Annotated in this window: 19 protein-coding genes; 9 read left to right on the top strand and 10 right to left on the bottom strand. The window is 32.1% G+C overall.

What is annotated here, in order from left to right; translation table 11 throughout:
• Nucleotides 1–3 precede the first annotated feature (3 nt).
• Genes ATE84_RS17440 through ATE84_RS17430 form a run of 3 tightly spaced genes read right to left on the bottom strand, consistent with a single transcriptional unit; the run spans nucleotide 4 to nucleotide 3,571 of the window.
• Nucleotides 4–333, bottom strand: a complete 330-nt coding sequence (locus ATE84_RS17440; RefSeq protein WP_101449182.1) for a DUF4870 domain-containing protein — start codon at nucleotides 331–333, stop codon at nucleotides 4–6.
• Nucleotides 334–392: 59 nt separating this feature from the next.
• Complete coding sequence (locus ATE84_RS17435; protein ID WP_101449181.1) at nucleotides 393–1,646, bottom strand: dihydroorotase family protein; 1,254 nt, start codon at nucleotides 1,644–1,646, stop codon at nucleotides 393–395.
• A complete protein-coding gene (locus tag ATE84_RS17430) occupies nucleotides 1,643–3,571 on the bottom strand; it encodes a BatA and WFA domain-containing protein (RefSeq protein WP_101449180.1) in 1,929 nt (642 codons plus the stop codon). The genes ATE84_RS17435 and ATE84_RS17430 overlap by 4 nt, the downstream gene beginning before the upstream one ends.
• 254 nt (nucleotides 3,572–3,825) lie before the next feature.
• Here ATE84_RS17430 and ATE84_RS17425 point away from each other — a divergent pair, with 254 nt between their 5' ends.
• Nucleotides 3,826–5,055 carry a DEAD/DEAH box helicase gene (locus tag ATE84_RS17425; RefSeq protein ID WP_101449179.1) on the top strand — a complete coding sequence of 410 codons (1,230 nt, stop codon included), beginning with the start codon at nucleotides 3,826–3,828 and terminating at the stop codon, nucleotides 5,053–5,055.
• Nucleotides 5,056–5,137: 82 nt separating this feature from the next.
• On the opposite strand, the gene ATE84_RS17420 is transcribed toward ATE84_RS17425, so the two are convergent.
• Nucleotides 5,138–5,680: a porin family protein gene (locus ATE84_RS17420; RefSeq protein ID WP_101449178.1), complete on the bottom strand. Its 543-nt coding sequence runs from the start codon at nucleotides 5,678–5,680 to the stop codon at nucleotides 5,138–5,140.
• 172 nt (nucleotides 5,681–5,852) lie between these two features.
• On the opposite strand from ATE84_RS17420, the gene ATE84_RS17415 reads away from it, so the two are divergent.
• A complete protein-coding gene (locus ATE84_RS17415) occupies nucleotides 5,853–7,421 on the top strand; it encodes an NAD(P)/FAD-dependent oxidoreductase (RefSeq protein WP_101449177.1) in 1,569 nt (522 codons plus the stop codon).
• On the opposite strand, the gene ATE84_RS17410 is transcribed toward ATE84_RS17415, so the two are convergent.
• Entirely contained in the window at nucleotides 7,418–8,626 is a 1,209-nt protein-coding gene (locus ATE84_RS17410; protein WP_101449176.1) for an ATP-binding protein, read from the bottom strand. The genes ATE84_RS17415 and ATE84_RS17410 overlap by 4 nt on opposite strands.
• Nucleotides 8,627–8,966: 340 nt before the next feature.
• Here ATE84_RS17410 and ATE84_RS17405 point away from each other — a divergent pair, with 340 nt between their 5' ends.
• Together ATE84_RS17405 and ATE84_RS17400 are read left to right on the top strand one after the other, a co-directional pair.
• Complete coding sequence (locus tag ATE84_RS17405; RefSeq protein ID WP_101449175.1) at nucleotides 8,967–10,514, top strand: hypothetical protein; 1,548 nt, start codon at nucleotides 8,967–8,969, stop codon at nucleotides 10,512–10,514.
• 85 nt (nucleotides 10,515–10,599) lie between these two features.
• Entirely contained in the window at nucleotides 10,600–12,420 is a 1,821-nt protein-coding gene (locus ATE84_RS17400) for a cytochrome c peroxidase (RefSeq protein ID WP_101449174.1), read from the top strand.
• Between the two features lie 134 nt (nucleotides 12,421–12,554).
• Here ATE84_RS17400 and ATE84_RS17395 read toward each other — a convergent pair whose 3' ends face one another.
• Nucleotides 12,555–13,328: a TIGR02757 family protein gene (locus ATE84_RS17395; RefSeq protein WP_101449173.1), complete on the bottom strand. Its 774-nt coding sequence runs from the start codon at nucleotides 13,326–13,328 to the stop codon at nucleotides 12,555–12,557.
• Between the two features lie 249 nt (nucleotides 13,329–13,577).
• Between ATE84_RS17395 and ATE84_RS17390 the strand changes: the two genes are divergently transcribed.
• On the top strand, nucleotides 13,578–14,636 hold the full coding sequence (locus tag ATE84_RS17390; RefSeq protein WP_101449172.1) for an AraC family transcriptional regulator: 1,059 nt from the start codon (nucleotides 13,578–13,580) through the stop codon (nucleotides 14,634–14,636).
• A 552-nt stretch (nucleotides 14,637–15,188) separates the two neighbouring features.
• On the top strand, nucleotides 15,189–16,031 hold the full coding sequence (locus ATE84_RS17385; protein ID WP_101449171.1) for a M57 family metalloprotease: 843 nt from the start codon (nucleotides 15,189–15,191) through the stop codon (nucleotides 16,029–16,031).
• Between the two features lie 591 nt (nucleotides 16,032–16,622).
• Here ATE84_RS17385 and ATE84_RS17380 read toward each other — a convergent pair.
• Together ATE84_RS17380 and ATE84_RS17375 are read right to left on the bottom strand one after the other, a co-directional pair.
• A complete protein-coding gene (locus ATE84_RS17380) occupies nucleotides 16,623–17,285 on the bottom strand; it encodes an ABC transporter ATP-binding protein (protein WP_101449170.1) in 663 nt (220 codons plus the stop codon).
• A gap of 55 nt (nucleotides 17,286–17,340) precedes the next feature.
• Nucleotides 17,341–19,737, bottom strand: a complete 2,397-nt coding sequence (locus tag ATE84_RS17375) for a DUF5916 domain-containing protein (RefSeq protein WP_233195837.1) — start codon at nucleotides 19,735–19,737, stop codon at nucleotides 17,341–17,343.
• Between the two features lie 180 nt (nucleotides 19,738–19,917).
• Here ATE84_RS17375 and msrA point away from each other — a divergent pair, with 180 nt between their 5' ends.
• The 3 genes from msrA to ATE84_RS17360 all read left to right on the top strand — a co-directional run bounded on the left by msrA (nucleotide 19,918) and on the right by ATE84_RS17360 (nucleotide 21,440).
• Complete coding sequence (msrA, locus tag ATE84_RS17370; protein ID WP_101449168.1) at nucleotides 19,918–20,475, top strand: peptide-methionine (S)-S-oxide reductase MsrA; 558 nt, start codon at nucleotides 19,918–19,920, stop codon at nucleotides 20,473–20,475.
• Nucleotides 20,476–20,480: 5 nt separating this feature from the next.
• Nucleotides 20,481–21,077: a GTP cyclohydrolase I FolE gene (gene folE / locus ATE84_RS17365; protein ID WP_101449167.1), complete on the top strand. Its 597-nt coding sequence runs from the start codon at nucleotides 20,481–20,483 to the stop codon at nucleotides 21,075–21,077.
• A gap of 63 nt (nucleotides 21,078–21,140) precedes the next feature.
• On the top strand, nucleotides 21,141–21,440 hold the full coding sequence (locus ATE84_RS17360) for a hypothetical protein (protein WP_101449166.1): 300 nt from the start codon (nucleotides 21,141–21,143) through the stop codon (nucleotides 21,438–21,440).
• Here ATE84_RS17360 and ATE84_RS17355 read toward each other — a convergent pair.
• Together ATE84_RS17355 and ATE84_RS17350 are read right to left on the bottom strand one after the other, a co-directional pair.
• A complete protein-coding gene (locus ATE84_RS17355) occupies nucleotides 21,437–21,958 on the bottom strand; it encodes a DUF6787 family protein (RefSeq protein ID WP_101449165.1) in 522 nt (173 codons plus the stop codon). The genes ATE84_RS17360 and ATE84_RS17355 overlap by 4 nt on opposite strands.
• A gap of 31 nt (nucleotides 21,959–21,989) precedes the next feature.
• On the bottom strand, nucleotides 21,990–22,418 hold the full coding sequence (locus tag ATE84_RS17350) for a DUF6146 family protein (RefSeq protein ID WP_101449164.1): 429 nt from the start codon (nucleotides 22,416–22,418) through the stop codon (nucleotides 21,990–21,992).
• Nucleotides 22,419–22,723 lie beyond the last annotated feature (305 nt).

The following is a 22,723-nucleotide window of genomic DNA, read 5'->3' as shown; positions in this document are numbered from 1 at the left end:
TTTTTACTTAATAAAACTAAACCATACCTGAAATTGAGGCCCTAGAATCGGAACCGTTTTTTGCTCTTCTCGTATTGCAGTTATTAAACCAAATATCCAGAGAACAAAAATAAATATGTAAAAGGCAGAAGAGATTGCCCAGGAGTCAAAAATACTTGCTAGAGCTCCCAAAAGGTAAAAACAAATATTAATTCCCAATGCCTGCCTGATATGAAAACTGGCAAACTGGTTTTTACTTTCCTGATTCATAAAAAAAGCTATAATAGTTCCAATAATAGTTAGATAAGCAACTATAGCTGCAGTTTTTCCTTGTTTTGCGTAGTCAGACTCCATGATTGATGTTTTTTATTACTACACTGGGTTTTAGTGAAGAAATTAGTTTTGTAATAAATTTATTTTAATACTATTTTTCCGTTAGCTATAATACCATAAGATGTCCCCTTTATTGATTTTCCGATAAAAGCACTATTCTTTGATGAAGATATAACATGTTCTTCTGTAAAAGTAGCATCACCTATAGGATTAAATAGAGATAAATCTGCTGTGTTTCCTTTTTCAATACTCTCACTTCTTATTTTGAAAATAGATTTCCCTCTGGTAAGCATTGTTACTGTTTCTTCGATATCTAATATAGTATTAAGAGTGCCAAAAGCACTTTCTAATCCCGTTGTACCATATTTTGCATGATCAAATTCTACCTTTTTATGTTCTACATCTATAGGTTGATGGTCACTGGTAACCATATCAATTGTACCATCTTTCATGCCTTCTATTAAGGTATTCACATCTTTTTGCGTTCTTAATGGAGGGAGCACCTTATAATTAGTGTCAAATGTAACCAGTTCTTCATCGGTTAATGCTAAATGATGGGCGGTTGTACTACAGCTTACTTGTAATCCTTTTGCCTTAGCGTCTCGAATTAGTGCTACTGATTTTGCTGTCGAAATTGTAGGGATATGTAAGGTCCCTTCGGTATATTCTAATAGAAATAAATCCCGTGCAATCTGTAACTCTTCTGCTAAAGCCGGAATTCCTTTTAGTCCCAGTAAAGTACTTTGTTCTTCTTCATTAACCATTCCTTTTCCGGCAATATTATTTTCTTGAGGAAAAGATAGAACCAATCCATCAAAATTTTGCGCATAAAGAAGTGCAATCTTTAATAAATTAGGGTTTTGAATGGCTTTTTTATAATCACCAAAGGCAATAGCGCCTGCCTGTTGCATATCATATAACTCTGCCATATCTATTCCCTTAGATTGCATTGTTAAAGCTCCAATAGGATATAGGGATACTGCACTATTTTGAGATTTTCCTTTAAGAAAACCTATAGAAGTGCTATTATCGGTTACCGGAAATGTATTTGGATGTAATGCTATAGCAGTGAAACCGCTTTTTGCAGCTACTTGCAAGCCGTGATCTATAGTCTCACGTTCTTCGTATCCTGGTTCACCAAAACTTACACTACTATCAAACCATCCCTGTGAGACATGTAAGTTATCTAATGTAACTTCTTCAACATGATCAGAGGCTTTGATTGTAGCGTTAATATCTGTAATTATCCCGTTTTCGATCAAGATATCAACTGTTTGACGATGAAAGGTAGACTTTGGGTCAATTACAGTAGCAGCCTTTAATAAGAAGTTCATTTTAGATATTTTAATAATAGTATTTCAATTAGCAAGAATAGCAACGCAAAAATAATAAACCATTTCCAAAGTTCATTAATACTAGTCTCTTCTTTTATTTGCTCAAAAAGCTCTGTTATTGATTGGCTTACTTGATATTCTCCTGTGGTATTTAAGTTATAATATTGTAAATCACTCTCTGCACTATTGTAATTATAACTTACATGTTGTTTAACACTGTTATTTTTATCCTGTATCCTATAAATTCCTGCTCGCGTAGGGACCTCATCTGTAGTGATATTTACTTTTGTAGAAAAACTTTGCTGCAATGGTATAATACTTTCCTGGTCAGAAACCAAAGACAATATTCCATCTTGTCCTAGAGATATAGGAACATCATAAGAATTGATCTGACCAATAGTATATGATATATCGGTAAGCTGCAAGCTTCGTTTACCAATGTTATACAATGTAGGAACAATTAGCGGGGAATTCTTAAAATTAGAGTTTTCCTGATTTATTGCCGATGTAAATACGTATATATTATTTGTTTTATATAAGAAAGGACTATTATCTTCAAAAGACAATATAATATTAGATGCATTTGCTTGATAATAGCTGTTTACCTTTGGATATTGAAAATTAGTAATCTTTTTATCAAATACCCCTCGATATAATGGATGTGAGAAGTTAATAGAAGTAATTTTCTTTTCTTGTGTTTTTTCTGCCAATAATCCTTGTGTCGAATATCCACTTATAAACTGTTGATAGGAAACCAAATCTCCATGTACGGCAGGAATAAGACAAATAGTACCTCCTTGATCAACAAAGGGCTTTAATGCATTTATAAGTGATACTGGAATTTGTGTAACCTCATTAATTATAACCAGATTTGCATTACTAATATCATTATAATTAAGTCTTTCGACAGAGCTGTTTAGTACCGTAAATTCATCAGAGGTAAAAATATTTTTAATAAAGCTATCATTAGCTTCATTAATAGCGACAACCTTTATCTTTTCTGGGGTATTTATGGTGAAAAACCTCGAGTTATCAAAAGTTATTGCAGGGTCTTCTATAGTAACCCGACCATTGATTTTTATGTTTTCGTCTAAACGAAATTCAGTTTCGGTTGTACCATTTTTAGGAATTGAAACTGCTGTTTTAGCAATTAATTTATCATCATTATATAGTGCAATAGATGTGTTTTCTGCATTAGCATCGGTATTACTTAGCACTACATTAAGTGTGAGATCGTTATTTGTATTGTGCTCTACATATAAACTATCGATAGCAATATTTTGCCGGGTAACAGGTTGCAATTGAACAAGATGTGTTTTTGTGGTAATATCTTTTTGTAAAGCAAAGGTTTCTTTTTTTTGTTGAAAATCGGAAACCATTATGATACGTTTAATAGTTTCGGGAGAAGTCCCTAATAATTGTTTAGCTTTAAGATAGGCAGCAGGGTAAGAAAGTTGATTTGATGAGTACTCGATTTGTAATAAATCGTTTTGAATATCTTGTTTAGAAACATCAATAAATGTCTCTGTATTGGTAAAAAGAGATATTGTTTCTTCTTCTGGGAGGTCGCTAAGGATTTCTTGTACTGCACGTTTTAGGAGAGGGCCTTTAGAACCTTTAGCCTGCATACTAAAGGAATTATCAAGGTATAGTGCTGTTTTACTTTTTTTACCAACGATTTCTTCTAATGCCAGAAATGGTTGTGCGAAAGCAAAAATTATAGCTGCCATAGCTAATAAACGAGCAAGTAGTGTTAACCATTTTTTTATCTGAGAACTCTTACGAGTCTGTATGATAACAGCCTTTAGAAACTGAACATTTGTGAAATTAACCTTTTGAAAACGTCGTAACTGAAATAAATGAACTAGAATAGGAATTATAAGTGCAAAAAGAGCGTAAAGAAATTCTGGGTGTTTAAACTGCATTCCTCTTATTAATTCTTGGATTGTGTAAATATACTATAAGATTTGAGAATAAGGATTTTGAAAGCGTATTTTTTATATGCTATGATGCATTAGGCTCAATAGATTATTTTAAAGCAGTAGGATAGGGTAGTCGATTAAACAAAAAGATCATTCTAGATTGTTATACTAAAGAAAATCACATAAAATAGGCCTATCTTTGCAAGAATATTCAGAAATGGCATTTCCCATAAATTGTTATTTCTTAAACGATTTATATGTCATTTAACACATTAGGATTATCCGATGAACTTTTGCGAGCCATCGACAAAAAGGGATATACAGTTCCTTCACCAATTCAAGAAAAAGCTATTCCACCGATTTTAGAAAGAAAAGATGTTTTAGCATCTGCGCAAACGGGTACGGGGAAAACAGCTGGGTTTACATTGCCGTTATTACAGATTCTATCTCAAGGACAGAAATTAAGAAAAAGACCTGTACGTGCTTTGGTACTAACTCCTACAAGGGAATTAGCAGCTCAGGTATTGGATAGTGTTAGGGTGTATAGTGAATTCCTAGATTTGCGATCAATGGTAATATTTGGAGGAGTGAATGCAAATCCACAAATACGAGCGCTAAGAAATGGTGTTGATGTATTGGTTGCTACTCCCGGACGATTATTGGATTTACATCATCAAAAAGCACTCTCTTTGGCCAATGTTGAAATTTTGGTCTTAGATGAAGCAGATCGTATGCTTGATATGGGGTTTCAAAGAGATATCAATAAAATTCTAAACTTACTACCAGCAAAGAAGCAAAACTTATTGTTTTCTGCTACATTTTCTAAGGAAATTAAACAATTGGCTAATGGGATTTTACATCATCCAGTCTGGGTTGAAGCTGAACCAGAGAATACTACCGCAGAGAAGATTGAACAAAAGTTATATAGAGTTGATCAAAAAAGAAAATCTGAACTAATTATTAAATTTATATCAGAAGGAGGATGGAAACAAGTATTAGTTTTTACCAGAACAAAGCATGGAGCCAATCGACTAACAAAAAAAATGGTAGAGCAAGGTATTACTGCCGCAGCAATTCATGGAAATAAAAGCCAGGGAGCTAGAACAAAAGCCCTTGGAGGTTTTAAAAAAGGAACGATTCGGGTATTGGTAGCAACAGATATAGCAGCTCGTGGGCTAGATATTCCATTATTACCACATGTAGTAAATTTTGAATTACCCAATATTTCTGAAGATTATGTACATCGTATAGGCCGTACAGGTAGAGCAGGAGCTAGTGGAGAAGCAATTTCTTTGGTTAGTCAGGAAGAAATAAGCTATGTAAAAGGAATAGAAAAATTATTAGGAGAAAAGTTACAAAGTGAAACTGTAGCAGGTTTTGAGCCAACAGTAAGTTTTGAAAAATCAGCATCGACACCAAGAAATAAATCTCGTAAAAAAAGTAAGTCAAAAAATAATAGAAACTATAACAGGAGATCTAGAAGGTGAAAATTTGGCTTTTCATAAAATAAAAGATAACAAAAAAGCGGAAGTTTTACTTCCGCTTTTTATATATAAATCTTTTTTTGTATTAAAAGATATAGTATCCAACAGAAACTTGAAATACAGAATTTTTAGCTTCTACATTATCAACTATATCAGTAAAACCAATATTATATCGTAATTGACCGAAGAAAGAACCAAATTCTACTCCAGCACCTACAGCCGCACTTAAGTCAAAACTTTCTGGCTCACTACCAGCAGGATAATTATCATTAACTACAAAACCAAATTGAGGTCCCGCTTCTGCACTAAAAAATTTAGCAAATTTAAATTTTACTAAAACAGGAAGATTTAAATAATCAACATCAATTTTTTGCTCTGAACCAAAGCCTCTAAATTTTGCTCCTTGTGCAGAATATATAAGTTCTGGCTGAACCGCAAACATATCTGATAAGCCTATTTGAACTACAGCACCAATATGATACCCTGTTCGTCCTTTTAAACTGTTATAATCATTTCCACTTAATGTAGCGAAGTTTACCCCACCTTTAAAACCAAGTCTAATGTCTTGTGCATTTGAAGAAATTGAAAAACCGATTACCGCAATTGCTAATAAAAAAAGCTTTTTCATAATTGTAAATTTAAGGTTTATTTGAGGCCAAAGATAGGAACTAATATCTTAAGAAAAGGTTAAATATAGAGGGACTCAATTTATTGACAAGTATTATTTTGACTTTTTTCATGTATTATTTTGAAGCAAAGAATGTTGTATCTTCGCCCTAAATTCAAAACTTAAGCTAAGATTGCAATACGAATTCACGATACAAGTTTCTCCAGAAATTGCGGCACATCCCGATCGATTAAAAAGTAAGGTAGCAGATAAAAATGGTATTCCTTTGGATGAAATCAGACATGTTCAAGTCTTAAAACGTTCTATAGATGCACGACAACGCGCAATTAAGGTTAATTTGAAGATAAAAGTATATGTACAGGAAGATTTTATAGATCAACCAATTACATTACCCGAATATCCTGATGTTTCTAATGCATCAGAGGTTATTATTATTGGAGCTGGGCCAGCTGGTCTGTTTGCAGCACTACGTTGTATTGAATTGGGTTGTAAGCCTATTGTTCTAGAACGAGGAAAAGATGTACAAGAACGTCGTAGAGATCTTAAAGCTATTACTAGAGATCATATTGTTAATCAGGATTCTAATTATTGTTTTGGAGAAGGAGGAGCAGGCACATATAGCGATGGTAAATTATATACGCGATCTAAGAAAAGAGGAGATGTAAACCGTATTTTGGAGCTTTTGGTTGGATTTGGAGCTACTGATCAGATTTTGGTCGAGGCACATCCACATATCGGGACAAACAAATTACCAGGTATCATAACTGCAATACGAGAGAAAATTGTAGAAAGAGGAGGAGAGGTACTTTTTGATACCCGTGTAATTGATTTTAAAATTAAAAACTCTGAAATTAATGGCGTAACTCTATTAGATGGGAGTACTATTGCAACTAATAAGATTATCCTTGCCACAGGGCATTCTGCAAGAGATATATTTGAACTGTTGTATGATAAAAAAATAGAGATTGAAGCAAAACCTTTTGCTTTGGGAGTACGAGTAGAACACCCACAAAAACTTATAGATCAGATTCAGTATTCATGTGAGGTTCGAGGGCCATATCTACCTCCTTCGCCATATAGTATTGTAAAACAGGTAAAAGGAAGAGGGATGTACTCTTTCTGTATGTGTCCGGGAGGAGTTATTGCTCCGTGTGCTACCAGTCCGGGAGAAGTGGTTACAAATGGCTGGTCTCCTTCTAAAAGAGATCAACCTACCGCCAATAGTGGTATTGTTATAGAGTTACGGATAGAAGATTTTAAAGAATTTTCTAAGTACGGTCCATTATCTGGAATGTATTTTCAGAAAAGTATAGAACAACATGCATGGCAGGTAGGTGGCGAAACCCAGAGAGTTCCTGCACAAAGATTAGTAGATATGGTTGAAGGAAGAATGTCAACAAACCTTCCAGAAACCTCTTATAAACCGGGTTTAACATCTGCTGATATGGGAGTAGTATTCCCCGAATTTATTCATCAAACACTACAAGAAGGTTTTAGAGCATTTGGTAAAAGTATGAAAGGATATCTTACTAATGATGCTGTAGTACATGCTCCCGAGTCAAGAACATCATCACCTGTTCGTATTCCCAGAGATTGGAAAACATTAGAACATACACATATTAAAGGATTATATCCTTGTGGTGAAGGTGCAGGATATGCCGGAGGTATAATTTCTGCAGCTATTGATGGTGAAAAATGTGCTCAGGCTTGTGTGGCAACAATACTATCTAAAGCAGTTTAATTAGATTTCTTTATAGAAAACTCAAAAGTAGTTTGAACCTTCTCCTTAGAAGATACTTTAATGTAACCACCTAGGTTTTCGACTAACTTTTCTACAGTAGAAAGCCCAATACCATTACCTTTATTACCACTTCTATCTGTAGTATTGGCAGTAGTAAAAAGTTCAAAAATGGTATCTAATTTATCATTTGGAATTCCCATTCCATTATCTGTTATTCTGAAATAATAGAAATTTTTATCTTCGTTAGTTTCTATCGATATAATGATCTGCTCTTTGTCATTATATTTAATACTATTTCCGATAAGGTTAAAGAAAATTTGTTTTAAAGCAAGTTTATTACATTGTATAATAGGATCTTCTTCGGGGAAATAAATAGTAAAATCCGGTTTCATACTAAGTAAATCAACAATTTTACTCAATAGACGGTTTAAATAAAATTCTTCGGGTGTATTATGTATTAAGCTTTCACTCTCATAATGATCAAGTACATCACTAATATAATTACTCATAGAGAAAGATGAAGCTTTGATATAATCAAAATATTCTAAACTTTCATTATCGAGTTTATCTCCTAGTTTAAGCTTTAATAAATCTGTCGATGTAATAACATTGGCTAATGGCATCTTAAGATCATGAGAAATTACTCTTGCAAACTCCCTTAAGGATTCGTTATGTTTTTTTAACTTATTTTGAATTACTTGAAGATCATTATTCTTTTTATTAAGCTCAAAAAGAATAATCACTTGCTTTGCCAAAGCAGTAAGAGAATCCAATTGCTTATTAGAAAGTTCTCTGGGAACACTATCCATTACACATAATGACCCCAAGGCAAAACCATCTTTATCTACTAACGGAATTCCTACATAGAAAATAATTGGTTTTCCTTCAAGAATAATTGGCTCTTCATTAAAACGCTCATCTTTTCGAGTGTCTTTGATTAATAAAGGAGCATTTGGTTTTAAAACAACATGAGAACAAAGAGAATTATTACGTGGAGTCTCGCAAGTTTTTAATCCGTGTTTAGATTTAAACCATTGTCTATCATTGTCTACCAAAGATATTAGTGCCATATCTGTTTCGCAGATATACGCAGCCAAAGCTGTAATTTCATCAAATTCCTTCTGTGATTCGGTATCCAGAATATTTAATGATTTTAAAGCTTCTAACCTGAAGTTTTCGTTTATGGGTATAGTATTCGATATCATCCTCTTACAAAGAATTGATATGTATAAGAATCAATTCCTAATAAAATTAACAAAAATAACTCAGATATCACGAATTAATTAGCATTATGTACTGATTTTACGCGATAACCATACTTTGTCTAAAATAAATTATTGGATCATTTTAGATGGATATTATAAGTTTTTATAGCGATGAATTCCCTCACTAATAGGACTAATTCTAAATAATAACGTTTAAGTAATGATTTTAACCTAAACTTAAAATAGGATTTACTTAATCACTACTATTAATTAACGACACTTCTATCGACCAAGAATACTTTTACGGGAAAACAATAACAAATTAAATTTAGAGAAAAAAATGAATACTTTACGCAAAATTATTTCAAGAGTTTTTATGGTTTCTGTTGTCTTTATATCTTTTATGAGTTGTGAAGATGGAGAAGATGGTATTAATGGGACAAATGGAGTCGATGGTCAAGACGGTGCTGATGGTGCAGATGGCGAAGATTTTGTTCCTTCCCCAACAATTTTTGCAAATAAATCATCTTATGATCCATTAGTCGCGATTGCTCCACAATTTAACTATGTTCAGGCTTACTCATTGATAACAACTCCAGATGTTATTGGAGGTAGTTTTCAATTAGCGGGATCTGCTGATGGTGCAGGGTTTTTAAAAGATGGAAACGGAGGATATATGTATATCGTAAATTGCGAAGATAGTTATGCTGTAGCACGAATCAATCTTGATAAAAACTTGATTCCTACATCAGGAGATTATTTATTAAACTCGGGGGTAGCAGATTTTGCTCGTCAATGTTCTGGAACTATGTGGGAAGCCGAAATACATGGAGGAACTAAAGATATCTTTTTATCTGCATCAGAAAGTATTAATTATGATGTTAAAGGAATTGACCCTAGAGTTGAAACTCCAACCCCTAATGCAGATTTTGGATTAGATGCTTTGGGAGAGTTTTCTTGGGAAAATGCTGTTCCATTACCGAAAAATTCTTATGTTGGTAAAACAGTGATAATAGGAGGAGATGATGATTCTAGTGGTTCTGAAGGGCAAGTTTCTCTATATTATTCAGAAAATGGAGATGATGACCTTACTAATGGTAAGATTTATGTATTACGATTTAAACAAGTTTCTGATGGAGCTAGTGGTGTTAAGAATGTAGCTGCAAATACTACTTATAACGAAAGTCAACTTGATTTTCAAGCTACATATGATGTAGAATTTGTAGAGATAGTTAACGGTAAAGATCTAACAAAAAGCGAGATGGAAACTGCATGTACCAATGTTTTTGCCTCTCAATTTATGAGAGTCGAAGATGTAGATTACCAAAAAGGAAGTGATGCAAACGGAAGAAATGTATTTTTTGCAGTAACAGGTAAAGGACCAGGAGAAGGAACTTATAATGATTGGGGTACTGTTTATAAATTAGAACTTGATGAAACTTCTCCTCTTACAGGTAAATTGACTCAGATCGTAAGTGGTAATACAGACACAAATAATATGGATGGTAACTTAGGAATGCTTCAAAGTCCAGATAATATCTGTGTGACAGAAAACTTTGTATACATTCAAGAAGACCCTAATTCATTCAGTAGAGGACATTCGGCATATATTTATCAGACAGATATTAATGGTAATAACCCAAGTAAAGTATTAGAATTAGTAGTACGTCAGGATTTAGATCCAAGAAATAGTACCAGAATTAGTGGAGAATTTGGTTCTTTAATTGATGTTTCGGATAAAGTAGGTATCCCAGGAACATTTCTTTTGGCAGTACAACCACATTACTGGGAAAGTCCAGATTTTATGAATCTTGATGGTCATACTAACGCATCTAGAGAGGATGATCAAGCTTCTCAAATAATTATTCTACAAGGACTTCCAAGATAATCTTAGTGAGGTAATAAAATTTTGAAAAAAGGGACCTCTATTTTTGATAGAGGCCTTTTTTCATTTATATAAAATATATGTTATTATGCGTATTTCTAATAAAATAATAGGTGTTGTATGTTTATTTCTATTGAGTATTGCTTGTAAAAAGCAAGAAAAATATGTGGAGAAAACTACTCCTGATTGGAAAGTGGTACAAGATTTTTATTTGGAGAATATTGTAAAATCTATATCAGATTTGGACGAACTTAAAGAAGAAGGAGTAAAAGGTAAAAAGGCAAAAACTATATTTAAAAATGCACGGGCATCATTTAAAAAAGCAGAACCATATGCAGCTTATTTAAATCCATCTGTTGGGCATAGAGCTAATGGCCCAGCTCTTCCTGTTTATAAAGAAGATAACGGTAAAATTTTAAAACCTGTTGGATTTCAGAAAATTGAAGAAAGTATTTATGAAGGAGAAGTTAGCAATGTAGATTTCATTAGAGAAGTTGATATCACAAAAGGTTTATTATTAAATCTTAAGAAAAACATAGAAAAACGAGCATTAAATCCACAACGTTTTTTTATCGCAACTCATCAACAATTATTTAGAATCATTAGTCTTGCAATTTCTGGTTTTGATACTCCTGTAAGCCATTTGGGGATTGAAGAAACTACCATCTCTTTAGAGAGTTTAAGATTTGTATATCAGGAAAGTATTCAATTTTTAATACAAAAAAAGAACCCAGAATTAGATAAAGAATTTATAAGTAATATTGACAAATCAATACGGTTTATTGATAAAAACACAGATTTTGAAACTTTTGACAGATACACTTTTATACGCGATTATATAAACCCAATTACTAGAAACTGGGTAAAAATTAGACAAGAGAGTGCATTATGGGATGGGGTAGATACACATCCATTTAATTTTGATGCCCCAACATTTTTTGAAAAAAATAGTTTTAACCTTACGTATTTTACCCCAGCTGTAAATCGTAATCCTACAGATAAACAGATATTACTAGGACAAAAGCTTTTCTTTGACCCAAACCTTTCTAAAAAAGGGAAAATGTCTTGTGCTACTTGCCATATACCAGAAAAAGCATATGCAGATGGTATGGTTACGAATTTTAGCAATACAGGTGAACCACTTTTAAGAAATACACCAACACTCATAAACACTGCATTCCAACAAAGTTTTTTTTGGGATGGAAGATCAGAAACATTATTAGATCAAATATCATCTGTGTTTATTAATGATCAAGAATTTGATTCTACAGTTCATCAGTTTTCTGATGCTATTCTTAAAGACACAACATATATAAAGCTATTTAAAGAAGCATATGGAGGGATTTCAACCAAAAACATTGAAGTTATTAAAGCTATATCTTCTTATATCTCAACCTTAAATGGTTTTGATTCTAAATTCGATAAAAATATTAGAGGAGAAGAAAGTACATTTACCGATGAGGAAAAACTAGGATTCAATTTATTTATGGGTAAAGCACTATGCGCTACTTGCCATTTTGTGCCATTAACTAATGGTACAGTACCTCCTTTTTTTACCGAAACAGAAAAAGAGGTAATTGGAGTTCCTGAAACGGCAAAAAACAAAATGATCGATAATGATTTAGGATTTTATTGGAAATTTGAAGAAGAACTACATCGAGGAATGTTTAAAACACCAACAATAAGAAATGCTGATCTCACAGCTCCTTATATGCATAACGGGGTATATAATACATTAGAAGAAGTAATGGAGTTTTATAACTTAGGAGGCGGTGGTGGAATGGGATTTGATTTACCACATCAAACCTTGCCTTTTGATGAATTAAACTTAACAGATAAAGAATTAAAAGCTATAATCGCATATGTAAAAACTTTAACTGATGAAAATGTAACAACCAATTATAATTAAGTTTCTTGTAGCTATTGTAATTAAATAAAAGAGGTCTGAAAAGTTGAGAAAACCAAAGCATATCAAACTAGTGTTGCTGAAGATAATTTAAAATGATCAACCATACATAACTTTTTAGACCACTTTTTATCAGTTTAAAACTTTTCAAAAACTCCAAGTCCGAATAATGCATAATCATACTTAACGGGGTCTATGGGATCTAAACTCCTTAATTTTGTATCAAGCTCTAACAGTGCTTTTCCATCGTTTTGTTTGCGTCTAAGTAACCCTAGTTTACGTGCAACATTTCCAGAATGCACATCTAATGGACAAGATAATTGAGCAGGGGACAGGCTGCTCCAAATACCTAAATCAACACCAGCAGAGGTATCTCTTACCATCCATCGGAGAAACATATTGATTCGTTTAGCAGCAGAATTTTTATAAGGATCACTAATATGTTTTTCTGTTCTTGGCAGATGTGGTAGAGAAAAGAATTCTTTTTTGAAATTATGGATCGCAGTTTGAAAATTGTCACCTTCTTCATGTAATTTAAAAAAAGTTTCCATATCATTATATGTGGTATACATATGCTGTAATGCGGTAATGAAATAGGATAGATCAGTACTATTAAAGGTTCTATGAACAAAATTATCGAAACCTTCAAGGTTCTCCTCAGTATGATTCATTATAAAATCATATGGACTATTGCCCAAAAGTGACATTAATTTGTGGGAATTAGTTAAGATGCTTTTTCGATTACCCCAAGAAATGGTAGCTGTAAGAAATCCTGATATCTCAATATCTTCTTTCTGAGTATATAAATGAGGGATTTGCACAGGATCTGTTTCTATGAATTTTGGTTGTTCATAGTAAAAAGCCTTTTCATCCAAGAAATTTTTGAGTTCGATAGTATTAAATTTTTTCACAAGAAGATATTATGATTTTTAATATTTTATCATCAACAAATATGGTAATTTTTTCAATTACCTTTTAGTATTTAAGTTAAATAAAATACAGATTTAAGTTTTATGTACAATAAATTCATGTGTTAAGAAGTTTATTGGTTTTTGTGCTATTAAAAAAATAGTTTTTATTACGTTAGATATCATATAGGCATTTCTATAGATCTATATTAATAACAGTCAGTGGCATTTTGTTATTTAAAGGTTTTTGAAATGAAAATTGTAGATTATTTATTTTTATTAAGTGGCTTACAAACGTTAGTTATCACTATTATCCTTCTTTTTTATCCATCTAAAAAAGTAAATATCAATAGATATCTGGGACTGTTTTTTGTGACTTTATGTGTTGAGATGGCAATGTATTTTGTTTTTAAGTATGTTAAACACCCAGCTATTTATTATCAACCATTCCGATTTGATTTTTTGAGTATGAATTTTTTATTTTTCTATGCGATAGAAACAGCAGGGATATATATAAAACGCAAACTCTATTACTATCTTCCTGCAATTATAGAGTTCTTGTTTTTGTCGGTGTTTTTTCTTTTGGTATTACAAAACCCAGAAATACATGCCACTTTACGAGAAATACATTTTGGAAGAATGATAACTGCAGCTTCTTCAATTTATATTATAACAATGTCTATTATGATTATTAGAGTTAATAATAAACATAAGAAACAGTTACCTCATTTTTATGAAATTACCAAAAACAAATCATTACATTGGTTAACCATATTTTGTATCGTCTGTATTTTATTTAATCTTGTTGGGCATGTAGCACATCTATTTATTAGTGAAAAGTATTATAGATTCACTCTAAATACGATTCTTTTATTGGGACTTTATTATATTACTATTGCAAGTCTGGTTCAGATTAATATCATGAATATGATTTCTCCTAAAACAGAAGAAAAAGAAACCAAAGCAGAATTAGAAAATACAATAAAGATTATTGAGGAATACATGCTAGAAACCAAAGCATATCTAAACTCCTCGATTACTCTAAGAACATTTGCGAAAGAGGTTAGATTACCAGAAAGGCTAATTTCTAAAGCGATTAATAAAATCGAACATAAGAATTTCAATAATTATATCAATTATTATAGGATTGAAGAGTTTAAACAGCTTTTATCTATGGATAAACATAAAAAATTTAGCATTTCTGCAATTGCTAACGAAGTTGGTTTTAACTCCAGAGCATCTTTTTATAAAAATTTCAAGGACATAGTTGGTGTCTCCCCTTCATCATATGTTAAAAATGTAGATAGTTGATTTTCTTGTTTTTATAATGTTTTATATTGTGATTTGAGACATCCTAAATCATGTTAGAGGACACCTGTTTATTGATTTGAGCCTTTTTTTTGTTGAATTTAGCATCAACTAATTTTACACAAAAAGATCAACTTATGAAAACACTCTTCAATAGTATTCCAATCTTAATTTTTAATAAACAAATAATCTATAGAATAGACTATAGATTATATATTCCTGGTTGTCAAAAGTTATAAGCAGAATGTTTTGAATATGATTTTAAAGTCCTAAATATCATCTCTGAAGGCTTAAAATTTAATTTAAAATTCTGATTCAAGAAGAATCAAAAAATAACTTTCATGCTTAGACAATATTGAATCTTTTATGATTCTAGATTCAGTTTGCTTTGATGTTTGGAAGCAATACATGAAACTGTTTTTAAAAGATGAAAAACTATGTAATCTAACAATAAAGTATTAAGGTTTCAAAGTTCTTAATATCTAAATTCTTTAATCGAGATAATAGAAGACTTTTTGGTTTTTATTGACTCACACAAATTAACAAACTCAAATTATGAAAACTATCAAATTATTAGCACTTAGTGCTATTGTAGCGGGGTGTATTACTTCGTGTCAAAAAGAAGAAATCACTACAGAAGTAAATGAAACGAGTAAAACTCCTACAAAAGAGCAACTTCTTAAGTTAGAAAGCATGGGAGTTAATACAGAAGATGTATCTGTAAAAATGATCACTGATCTTGATGGAAGTAGTGCAGACTACTTTGTTAATGGTACAGATCTTGGTATTCCAGTAGCTGGACTTGTAGATCAGCCAAGCTTAGAATCTTTGGATAATGGAATGAAGCAATATCGAACAAGAAACATTGTGTCTAGTAGCAACCGTACGATTAACGTACTGGGCTATACCGGTGGCGGTGGTAATGGATTGTCTAACACAGGACGGCAGGCTTTACAGAGAGCTGTGAATACATATAATAACTTAAATACCTCTCTTAACATGAGACTTACTTTTGGTACTAACTATCAAGCTGCTGATTTAGTAGTATATGTAAGAAGTGATTTAGGATCAGGAGGATTAGCAGGATTTCCTTCTAATGGAAGACCATACAAATGGGCAAGAATAGGGCCTAGAGTAAGAAACAATGGAGTTGCTTATACGCAACATGTTATTACTCATGAAATGGGACATTGTATAGGGTTACGTCATACAGATTGGCAGCGCAGAGCATGTGATGGTAGTGCAGAAGGTCAAGGGCAAGAAGGAGCTATTCATATTCCAGGAACTCCAACAGGTACCGATATCACCTCTATTATGATTTCTTGTCCTGCACAAGGAAATCCTCAAGATGGATCTCTAAATAGAAATGATGTTACTGCATTGCGGTACTTATATTAATTAATATAAAATTATTAAGAACTTTGATTTCTTTAGAAGGGACTACCTGAAAAGGTAGTCTTTTCTTTTTGTAAGTGTTTATAATCAATGTGATTCTCGTAAACATCTATATTTACTATAATTAATTGCTTTTTAAATGTCTTCAATCGTGATTTTAGATGTCCCAGATCATGATTGAAGACATCTGATTATTGATTTGAATACTTTTTTTGTTGAGTTTTGTAGCTAAGTATTTAACATAAACTCAACTTATGAAATATTATTCAGCTAGTATTGCAATCTTGTTTTACTTTAGTCTTATAGGTTAATTGTTGGTAAGGTTTCTTGGTTGCCACAAAGTTATAAGCCGGAGCATTTTTTAAATATGATTTTAGGATTCAGGGGAGTATTATGAATATCTGAAATTGAGATTTAAAAATCCCTATTTAGGAAAAGTCAAAAATAATTTTCAAGATTTTGATTATCATGAGGTTTTTTTTACCTCTATCCGGTTTATGCTTTGCTGTTTAGTCATATATTTAAACAGTTTCATTATCCGAATTATGAACTATACATATACGATAGTATAGTTTGTTATTCATAAGAGAAAATTTACGCTACAATTTTACCATCTACCATAACCAATTTTCTATCAGCCATATCAGCCAACTCCTGATTATGCGTTACAATCACAAAGGTTTGCCCAAATTCATCTCTAAGTTTAAAAAATAATTGGTGCAAGTTTTCTGCAGCTTCACTATCCAAATTACCAGAAGGTTCATCAGCAAAAATTACTTTCGGATTATTAACCAAGGCTCTGGCAACAGCTACACGTTGTTGTTCTCCTCCTGATAACTCGCTGGGTTTATGATCATATCGATGAGAAAGTCCTAAAAAATCTAAAAGTTCCTTTGCTCTTTTTTCTACTTCAGCTTTTGGAGTTTTTTTTATAAAAGCAGGTATGCATACATTTTCTAATGCTGTAAATTCTGGTAATAGTTGATGAAATTGAAAGATAAAACCCAATTGCTCATTTCTAAATTTAGAAAGCTGCTTCTGAGATAGTGTATTGATATTAGATTCATTAATTGATAATTCACAATCCTTAATTTCACTAACACGATCTAGTGTTCCTAATATTTGTAGTAATGTTGTTTTTCCCGCACCTGAAGCCCCAACAATAGAAACAATTTCTCCTTTTTTGATATGAAGATCGACTCCTTTAAGAACATGAAGGTCTCCATAGTTTTTATGAATATTATTAGCTTTGATCATCTATTTTCTATACTTGAAGGAGTGAAAGTAATCAATATCATTAGAATCCCCAAGATTATCCTTTAGAAGAACGTTTTAAATTATTCACATCAAGGAAATATACTATTCTTAGCGATAAGGTATGCTTAATAGGTCTGTTAAATAAATTATCCAAACTTTGTGTGTAATTTAAGCTTGAAAGTTCATCATCATTAAAAATTTGATTGCGATAGAGTAGGGTAGCTTCACTACCAGGAGCAAATCTCCAGTTAAAACTTAAATCCAGGTTCCAAATATTAAAATTGGTATTGGGGTTATCTTCTGAAATATCATAATCAATTTGAGACCTGGAACCATTTTCGTTTAGGATGTAAAATATATTATCAGAATAATCGGCAGTGCTCCAGAAGTTTCTGAAGCGTAGGTTTACAGCTTTATATGGATCAAAATTATAACTAGCACTTAATGAATTTTCAAGCGAAACAATATCTCGCTGCCCTAGGAATACGTCTATATCATTATCATCTACATACCCGAAATTATTTGGACGGTTATAATACTCAGATCTCCATATTACCAAAAACTTGTCAGAAAACCGATATCTGGGAGAAACTTCTATTCGATATATCTTTTGTTCGTCACTAAACCATTGTCTGGTTCCTGCACTAATATCATAAGCGAATTTTTTTCTATAATCAGAAGAGACAAACATTCTTCCTCCAATACTTCGACTATAAGTAACAAATCTTCCATCTACACGAGGCTCAAAATAATCTTGATTTTTAGAATTATAAGATCCTCTACCACCAAAAGCAAAACGATTTTTAGTCACAAAAAACCAATTTGCTCCTATAGAATTTTGTGTTTGAATACTCGGATCATATAATCGTCTATGTCTTGCAAAAACATTGATGCGATAAGTGTTGAATACTCCTTTAGGTTCAAAAATCTGATAGGAAGCACTTATTCTAAAATTATTGAAATTATTCCTGAAATTCACTCCTAGATCATTGATGTTATAGGTTTTATTTGCTAAATCGTGACCAAAACCATATCTGATTTTACCTTTGATACGATCAAAATCAAGCTCAGACGCAAAACCACCAATATTATCTTCAGGAGAATTTATCTGGCTAACCAAAGATCTTCCTGTTAAACGATATGAGTTTGTTTTATTAGCTAGGTTCCAAACTAATCCAGTCACATTTGCATTTCTAAACTCGCTACCGCTACGCGTTACGTTAGTATTTATCAAGGAAACAGAAGAATTTTTATTAAACTGTTGATCTAATACAAAAATATTATAATTGGATATAGGTTCGACTACTTCTTTACGTACAGCTCCTGTAATAGTATCGGTAATTCGTATTTCTGTTTTTTCTGTAATAGCATTAAAAAAACCGATACCCAAATTTCCTTTTGTCCTTCCCGAGATTTTTAATGCGTTAAGTAAATTTACTTTAGAAGGGTTATCTTCTGCAACTTCATTTGCATTAAGATCATCATCAGATATTGATGTAGAGGGTTTTCCACCAACTCTTCTGGAAAAGAAAATATTTCCTTTGTTAAATAATTCTGTACCTTCAGTAAAGAATTGTCTGTTTTCTCCAAAGGTTTGTTCAAATGGTCCTAAATTAAGTCGAACTTCATCAAAAGCTGCTTGCCCAAAATCTGGGATTAGCGTTGCATCTAGTGTAAAGCTATCACTTAACCCATATTTCACATCCATTCCAGCACTAAAATCAGTTTCTGAATCTCCATCAGAATGTGATACCAAACCTTGTACAAACGGAAAAAAAGTAAGCCTCACAGGTGGATTCACATTCTCTACACCTTTTACCAAACCATTATATTGTGTACGTTGACCAATTTTATTATCAATAAAATTCCAGGTATAAGTTTGATTTCGACTTAGAGATCTTCTATAAAAATTAATACTCCAGTCTTGTACTTTCACTTCGGGAAAACGTAATGCATTATAAGGTATTTTAAATTCTGCATACCACCCTTGGTCATCAAAAGAAACTTTGGCATCAAAGACGACATTATAACTAAAATCTTCATTGAATTGATTAGCCCTTGCATCACCAATTGTACCCGCACTGGTTATAAAGAAACGAGTTTCATTAACGCCATCATTATAGGTGTTTATTGCAATGCTAAAATGATCTGCCTGAACAAATATATCATCTCGCTGGCTAAATTGACGCAATACTGTATCAGGTTGACTATCATATAGGTAAACACCAAAGTAAACAGCCTTATTATCATAGGCCATTTTTACTTCAGATTGTATTTCTTTTGGTATTTCTCCCTCATTTCCAGGCTGCCACATTTGAAAATTACCATGAGCCGGAAGAGTTTTCCATACTTCGTCATTAAGAACACCATCAATTTTTGGAGGATTATTTATTCTTTTAGCTTTAATTTCTTTTTTCTCTTGGGCAAATGATTGCAATACTGAGAGAAACAAAAACAGGATACAAATTTTCGTGAGTAGTTGTATATTCATAAATTGTAATAAAAACCTTACTTTTTTGATTATTAGCAAAACTATACTTGTATTAGGAGATGTGTTACTAACGAAAAGTTAAAAAGCAAGAAATGGATTTGCATATATGTATTTTTGTTAAAAAAATACGACTATATAGTTATGAAAGAAAATAATATAGAAACCGCGGTATTTGCCGGAGGTTGTTTTTGGTGTACAGAAGCAGTTTTTCAGCGTCTGGAAGGAGTGCATCAAGTAGTATCAGGATATACAGGCGGAACTATAAAAAACCCTGCATACCGAGAGATAACAACGGGAAGAACTGGGCATGCCGAGGCAATTAAAATTGAATATGATCCTAATCTCATTAGTTATAAAGAGTTATTAGAAATATTTTTTGCTACTCATGACCCTACTACTCTAAATAGTCAAGGAGCGGATCACGGCACACAATATAGAAGTGCTATTTTTTATGTTGATGAAAAACAACAGCAGATAGCAGAAGAGGTGATTGGAATACTTGAAGATGAATCTATTTTTGATAATCCTATCGTTACAGAAATAGCAGCATTAGGGGCGTTTTATAATGCAGAAGAATATCACCAGGATTACTACAATCAAAATAGTAGTCAGGGGTATTGTCAATTTGTGATCAATCCAAAACTTAATAAATTAAATACTACCTTTAAAAATAAATTGAAAAAGGAAAAACAGAATTAATTACTATGCTATATAAAAACTTTGAAGAATACAATATAAAAGTAACTGAAGAAGTAAAAGAAAAATTTAAATCTATTATAGAAGACCTGGGGGAAGACACTAAGAGAGAGGGTATTGTTAAGACTCCTGAGCGAGCAGCAAAGGCAATGCAATTTCTTACTCAGGGATACCATCAAGATCCTGCCGAAATCCTTAAAAGTGCTATGTTTAAAGAAGGTTATGACGATATGGTAATCGTTAAGGATATTGAATTATATTCGTTATGCGAACATCACATGCTTCCGTTTTTTGGTAAGGCACATATTGCATATATCCCAGATGGTTATATCGTAGGATTAAGTAAATTACCTAGAATTGTTGATGTATTTGCAAGGCGATTACAGGTACAGGAACGACTTACACATGATATCTTAGAGTGTATTAATAATACATTGAAACCTAAAGGTGTTGCTGTAGTGATTGAAGCTTCTCATATGTGTATGATGATGCGTGGAGTACAGAAACAGAATTCGGTAACAACTACTTCTGGTTTTAGAGGTCAATTTGAAAAGATAGAAACCCGATCAGAATTTTTAAGATTAATTACCGCCAATTTGGGATAGCAGATTTTTGGAATACTCTTTGCTTTATTTGTTGTATATTAAACTATAAATTATGTATAAAATATGGCAAAAGATAAATACAAAAAACTTGGACTAAGCTTACTTTTCGACGGTTTAGGAATGATTAGTTATGTGATTCCTGGAATTGGTGAATTTACAGATGTAATATGGGCTCCTATAGCAGGTTGGTTAATGACCAGAATGTATAAGGGTAATGTTGGTAAAGCTGCAGGAGTATTTACATTTGTAGAAGAAGCACTACCTCTTTTGGATGTTATACCAACATTTACCATAATGTGGGTATATACGTATGTGATTAAAAAGGAAGAAGTAAAAGAAATTATTGATGTTGATATTTCTTAATCTTTAAAGAAGCGAGCAAATCCCATTCTGCTTAGCATCTTTTTTTCAAAACCCCAGAAAAATTTAAACTGCCCAAAGAGCCATCCTACGATGATAAGTAATACTTGATATACAGGGAATATGAATAATATCCTGATAGGCCAATAAATCCAACCATTTGTTATCTCTCTGTGTAACCCCAAAAAAGAAAGTATAGGATCAGAAATACGAGCTGCAGTAGATCCGGTAACTGCAAAAGCAATAAAAATAGCAATGAGTTCCCATCTATACAAAACATTCCACTTTGTTTCGAGAATATTAAAAAGTTTTAAGGTAATAAAAAGAAATATTGAGGAAAGAAAAATTACTAATGCCGATAGTACGCCAATATATGTCGTATCGATCTGATTTATAGGTAATAGTTTCAAAATATATTTTCCAATCAGATAAGAAGAGAATACTAAACTTAATAATCCTAATATAGGAAATATCAATTGCCAATTACGTTTTATTTCCCAGCGTTTCTTAAATTTTTGCATGACACAAAAATACAACTAAAAAGGATTTAAATCAAAACCTTCGCCCTCTTGTTACAATAAATCGTTGTCGATATCGCTGCTCAAAATATAGAAAGTAATTGTATAGAAGATAATTTACTTCATACCCATAATGAATTGCTGAGTCATAATTGATTCGCTGAAGGTATAAATTAGGATCAAATCGCTGTGGTTGTATCACTCGTTGATTATATTCTGTAACATAAAAACGATTTCTAGTTTCTAAAAATGTTTCAGAATAAAATCCTCTGGGTCTTTGAGTAGCTACCCATGAATTAAATCCAGGTTCGATGATAATAATTTCGTATTCCAGACTATCATTTGCTATTCTTACAGTATCTGAAACAGTATCGGTAGAGGCTACATCCATTTTTCTGTTTTTAGTTGTAGAACAACTATAAATGAATATCCCCAAGATTAATATGTAAATACAATTTTTCATAACCTTATAAATATATCTAAAAAAAGAATACTAGAGTGTTGTAGAAATTATAAATTCCAGAAATCACTACAATCTTGTTCAATTTCCTGGATATATATTATAATTTCGAGTTTTGTCAAAAATAGGAGGGGATTGTTTGGAATTCTTTCTATATCGATTTGAAAAATAATGTTTTTAGTATATAGAATACTTCTACTATTTGTACTATTTTTATATTGATGATAACTAGTTTAAAAACAAAAGCGTTTTAGAATTATATAATTCTAAAACGCTTTTGTTTTGATATTCAAAATAATAAAAATTCT

Origin of the sequence: Aquimarina sp. MAR_2010_214 (genome assembly GCF_002846555.1) — a bacterium.
Classification (GTDB): domain Bacteria; phylum Bacteroidota; class Bacteroidia; order Flavobacteriales; family Flavobacteriaceae; genus Aquimarina.
The sequence above is the reverse complement of the archived record's forward strand: the minus strand, read 5'-3'. Positions and strand labels throughout refer to the sequence as shown.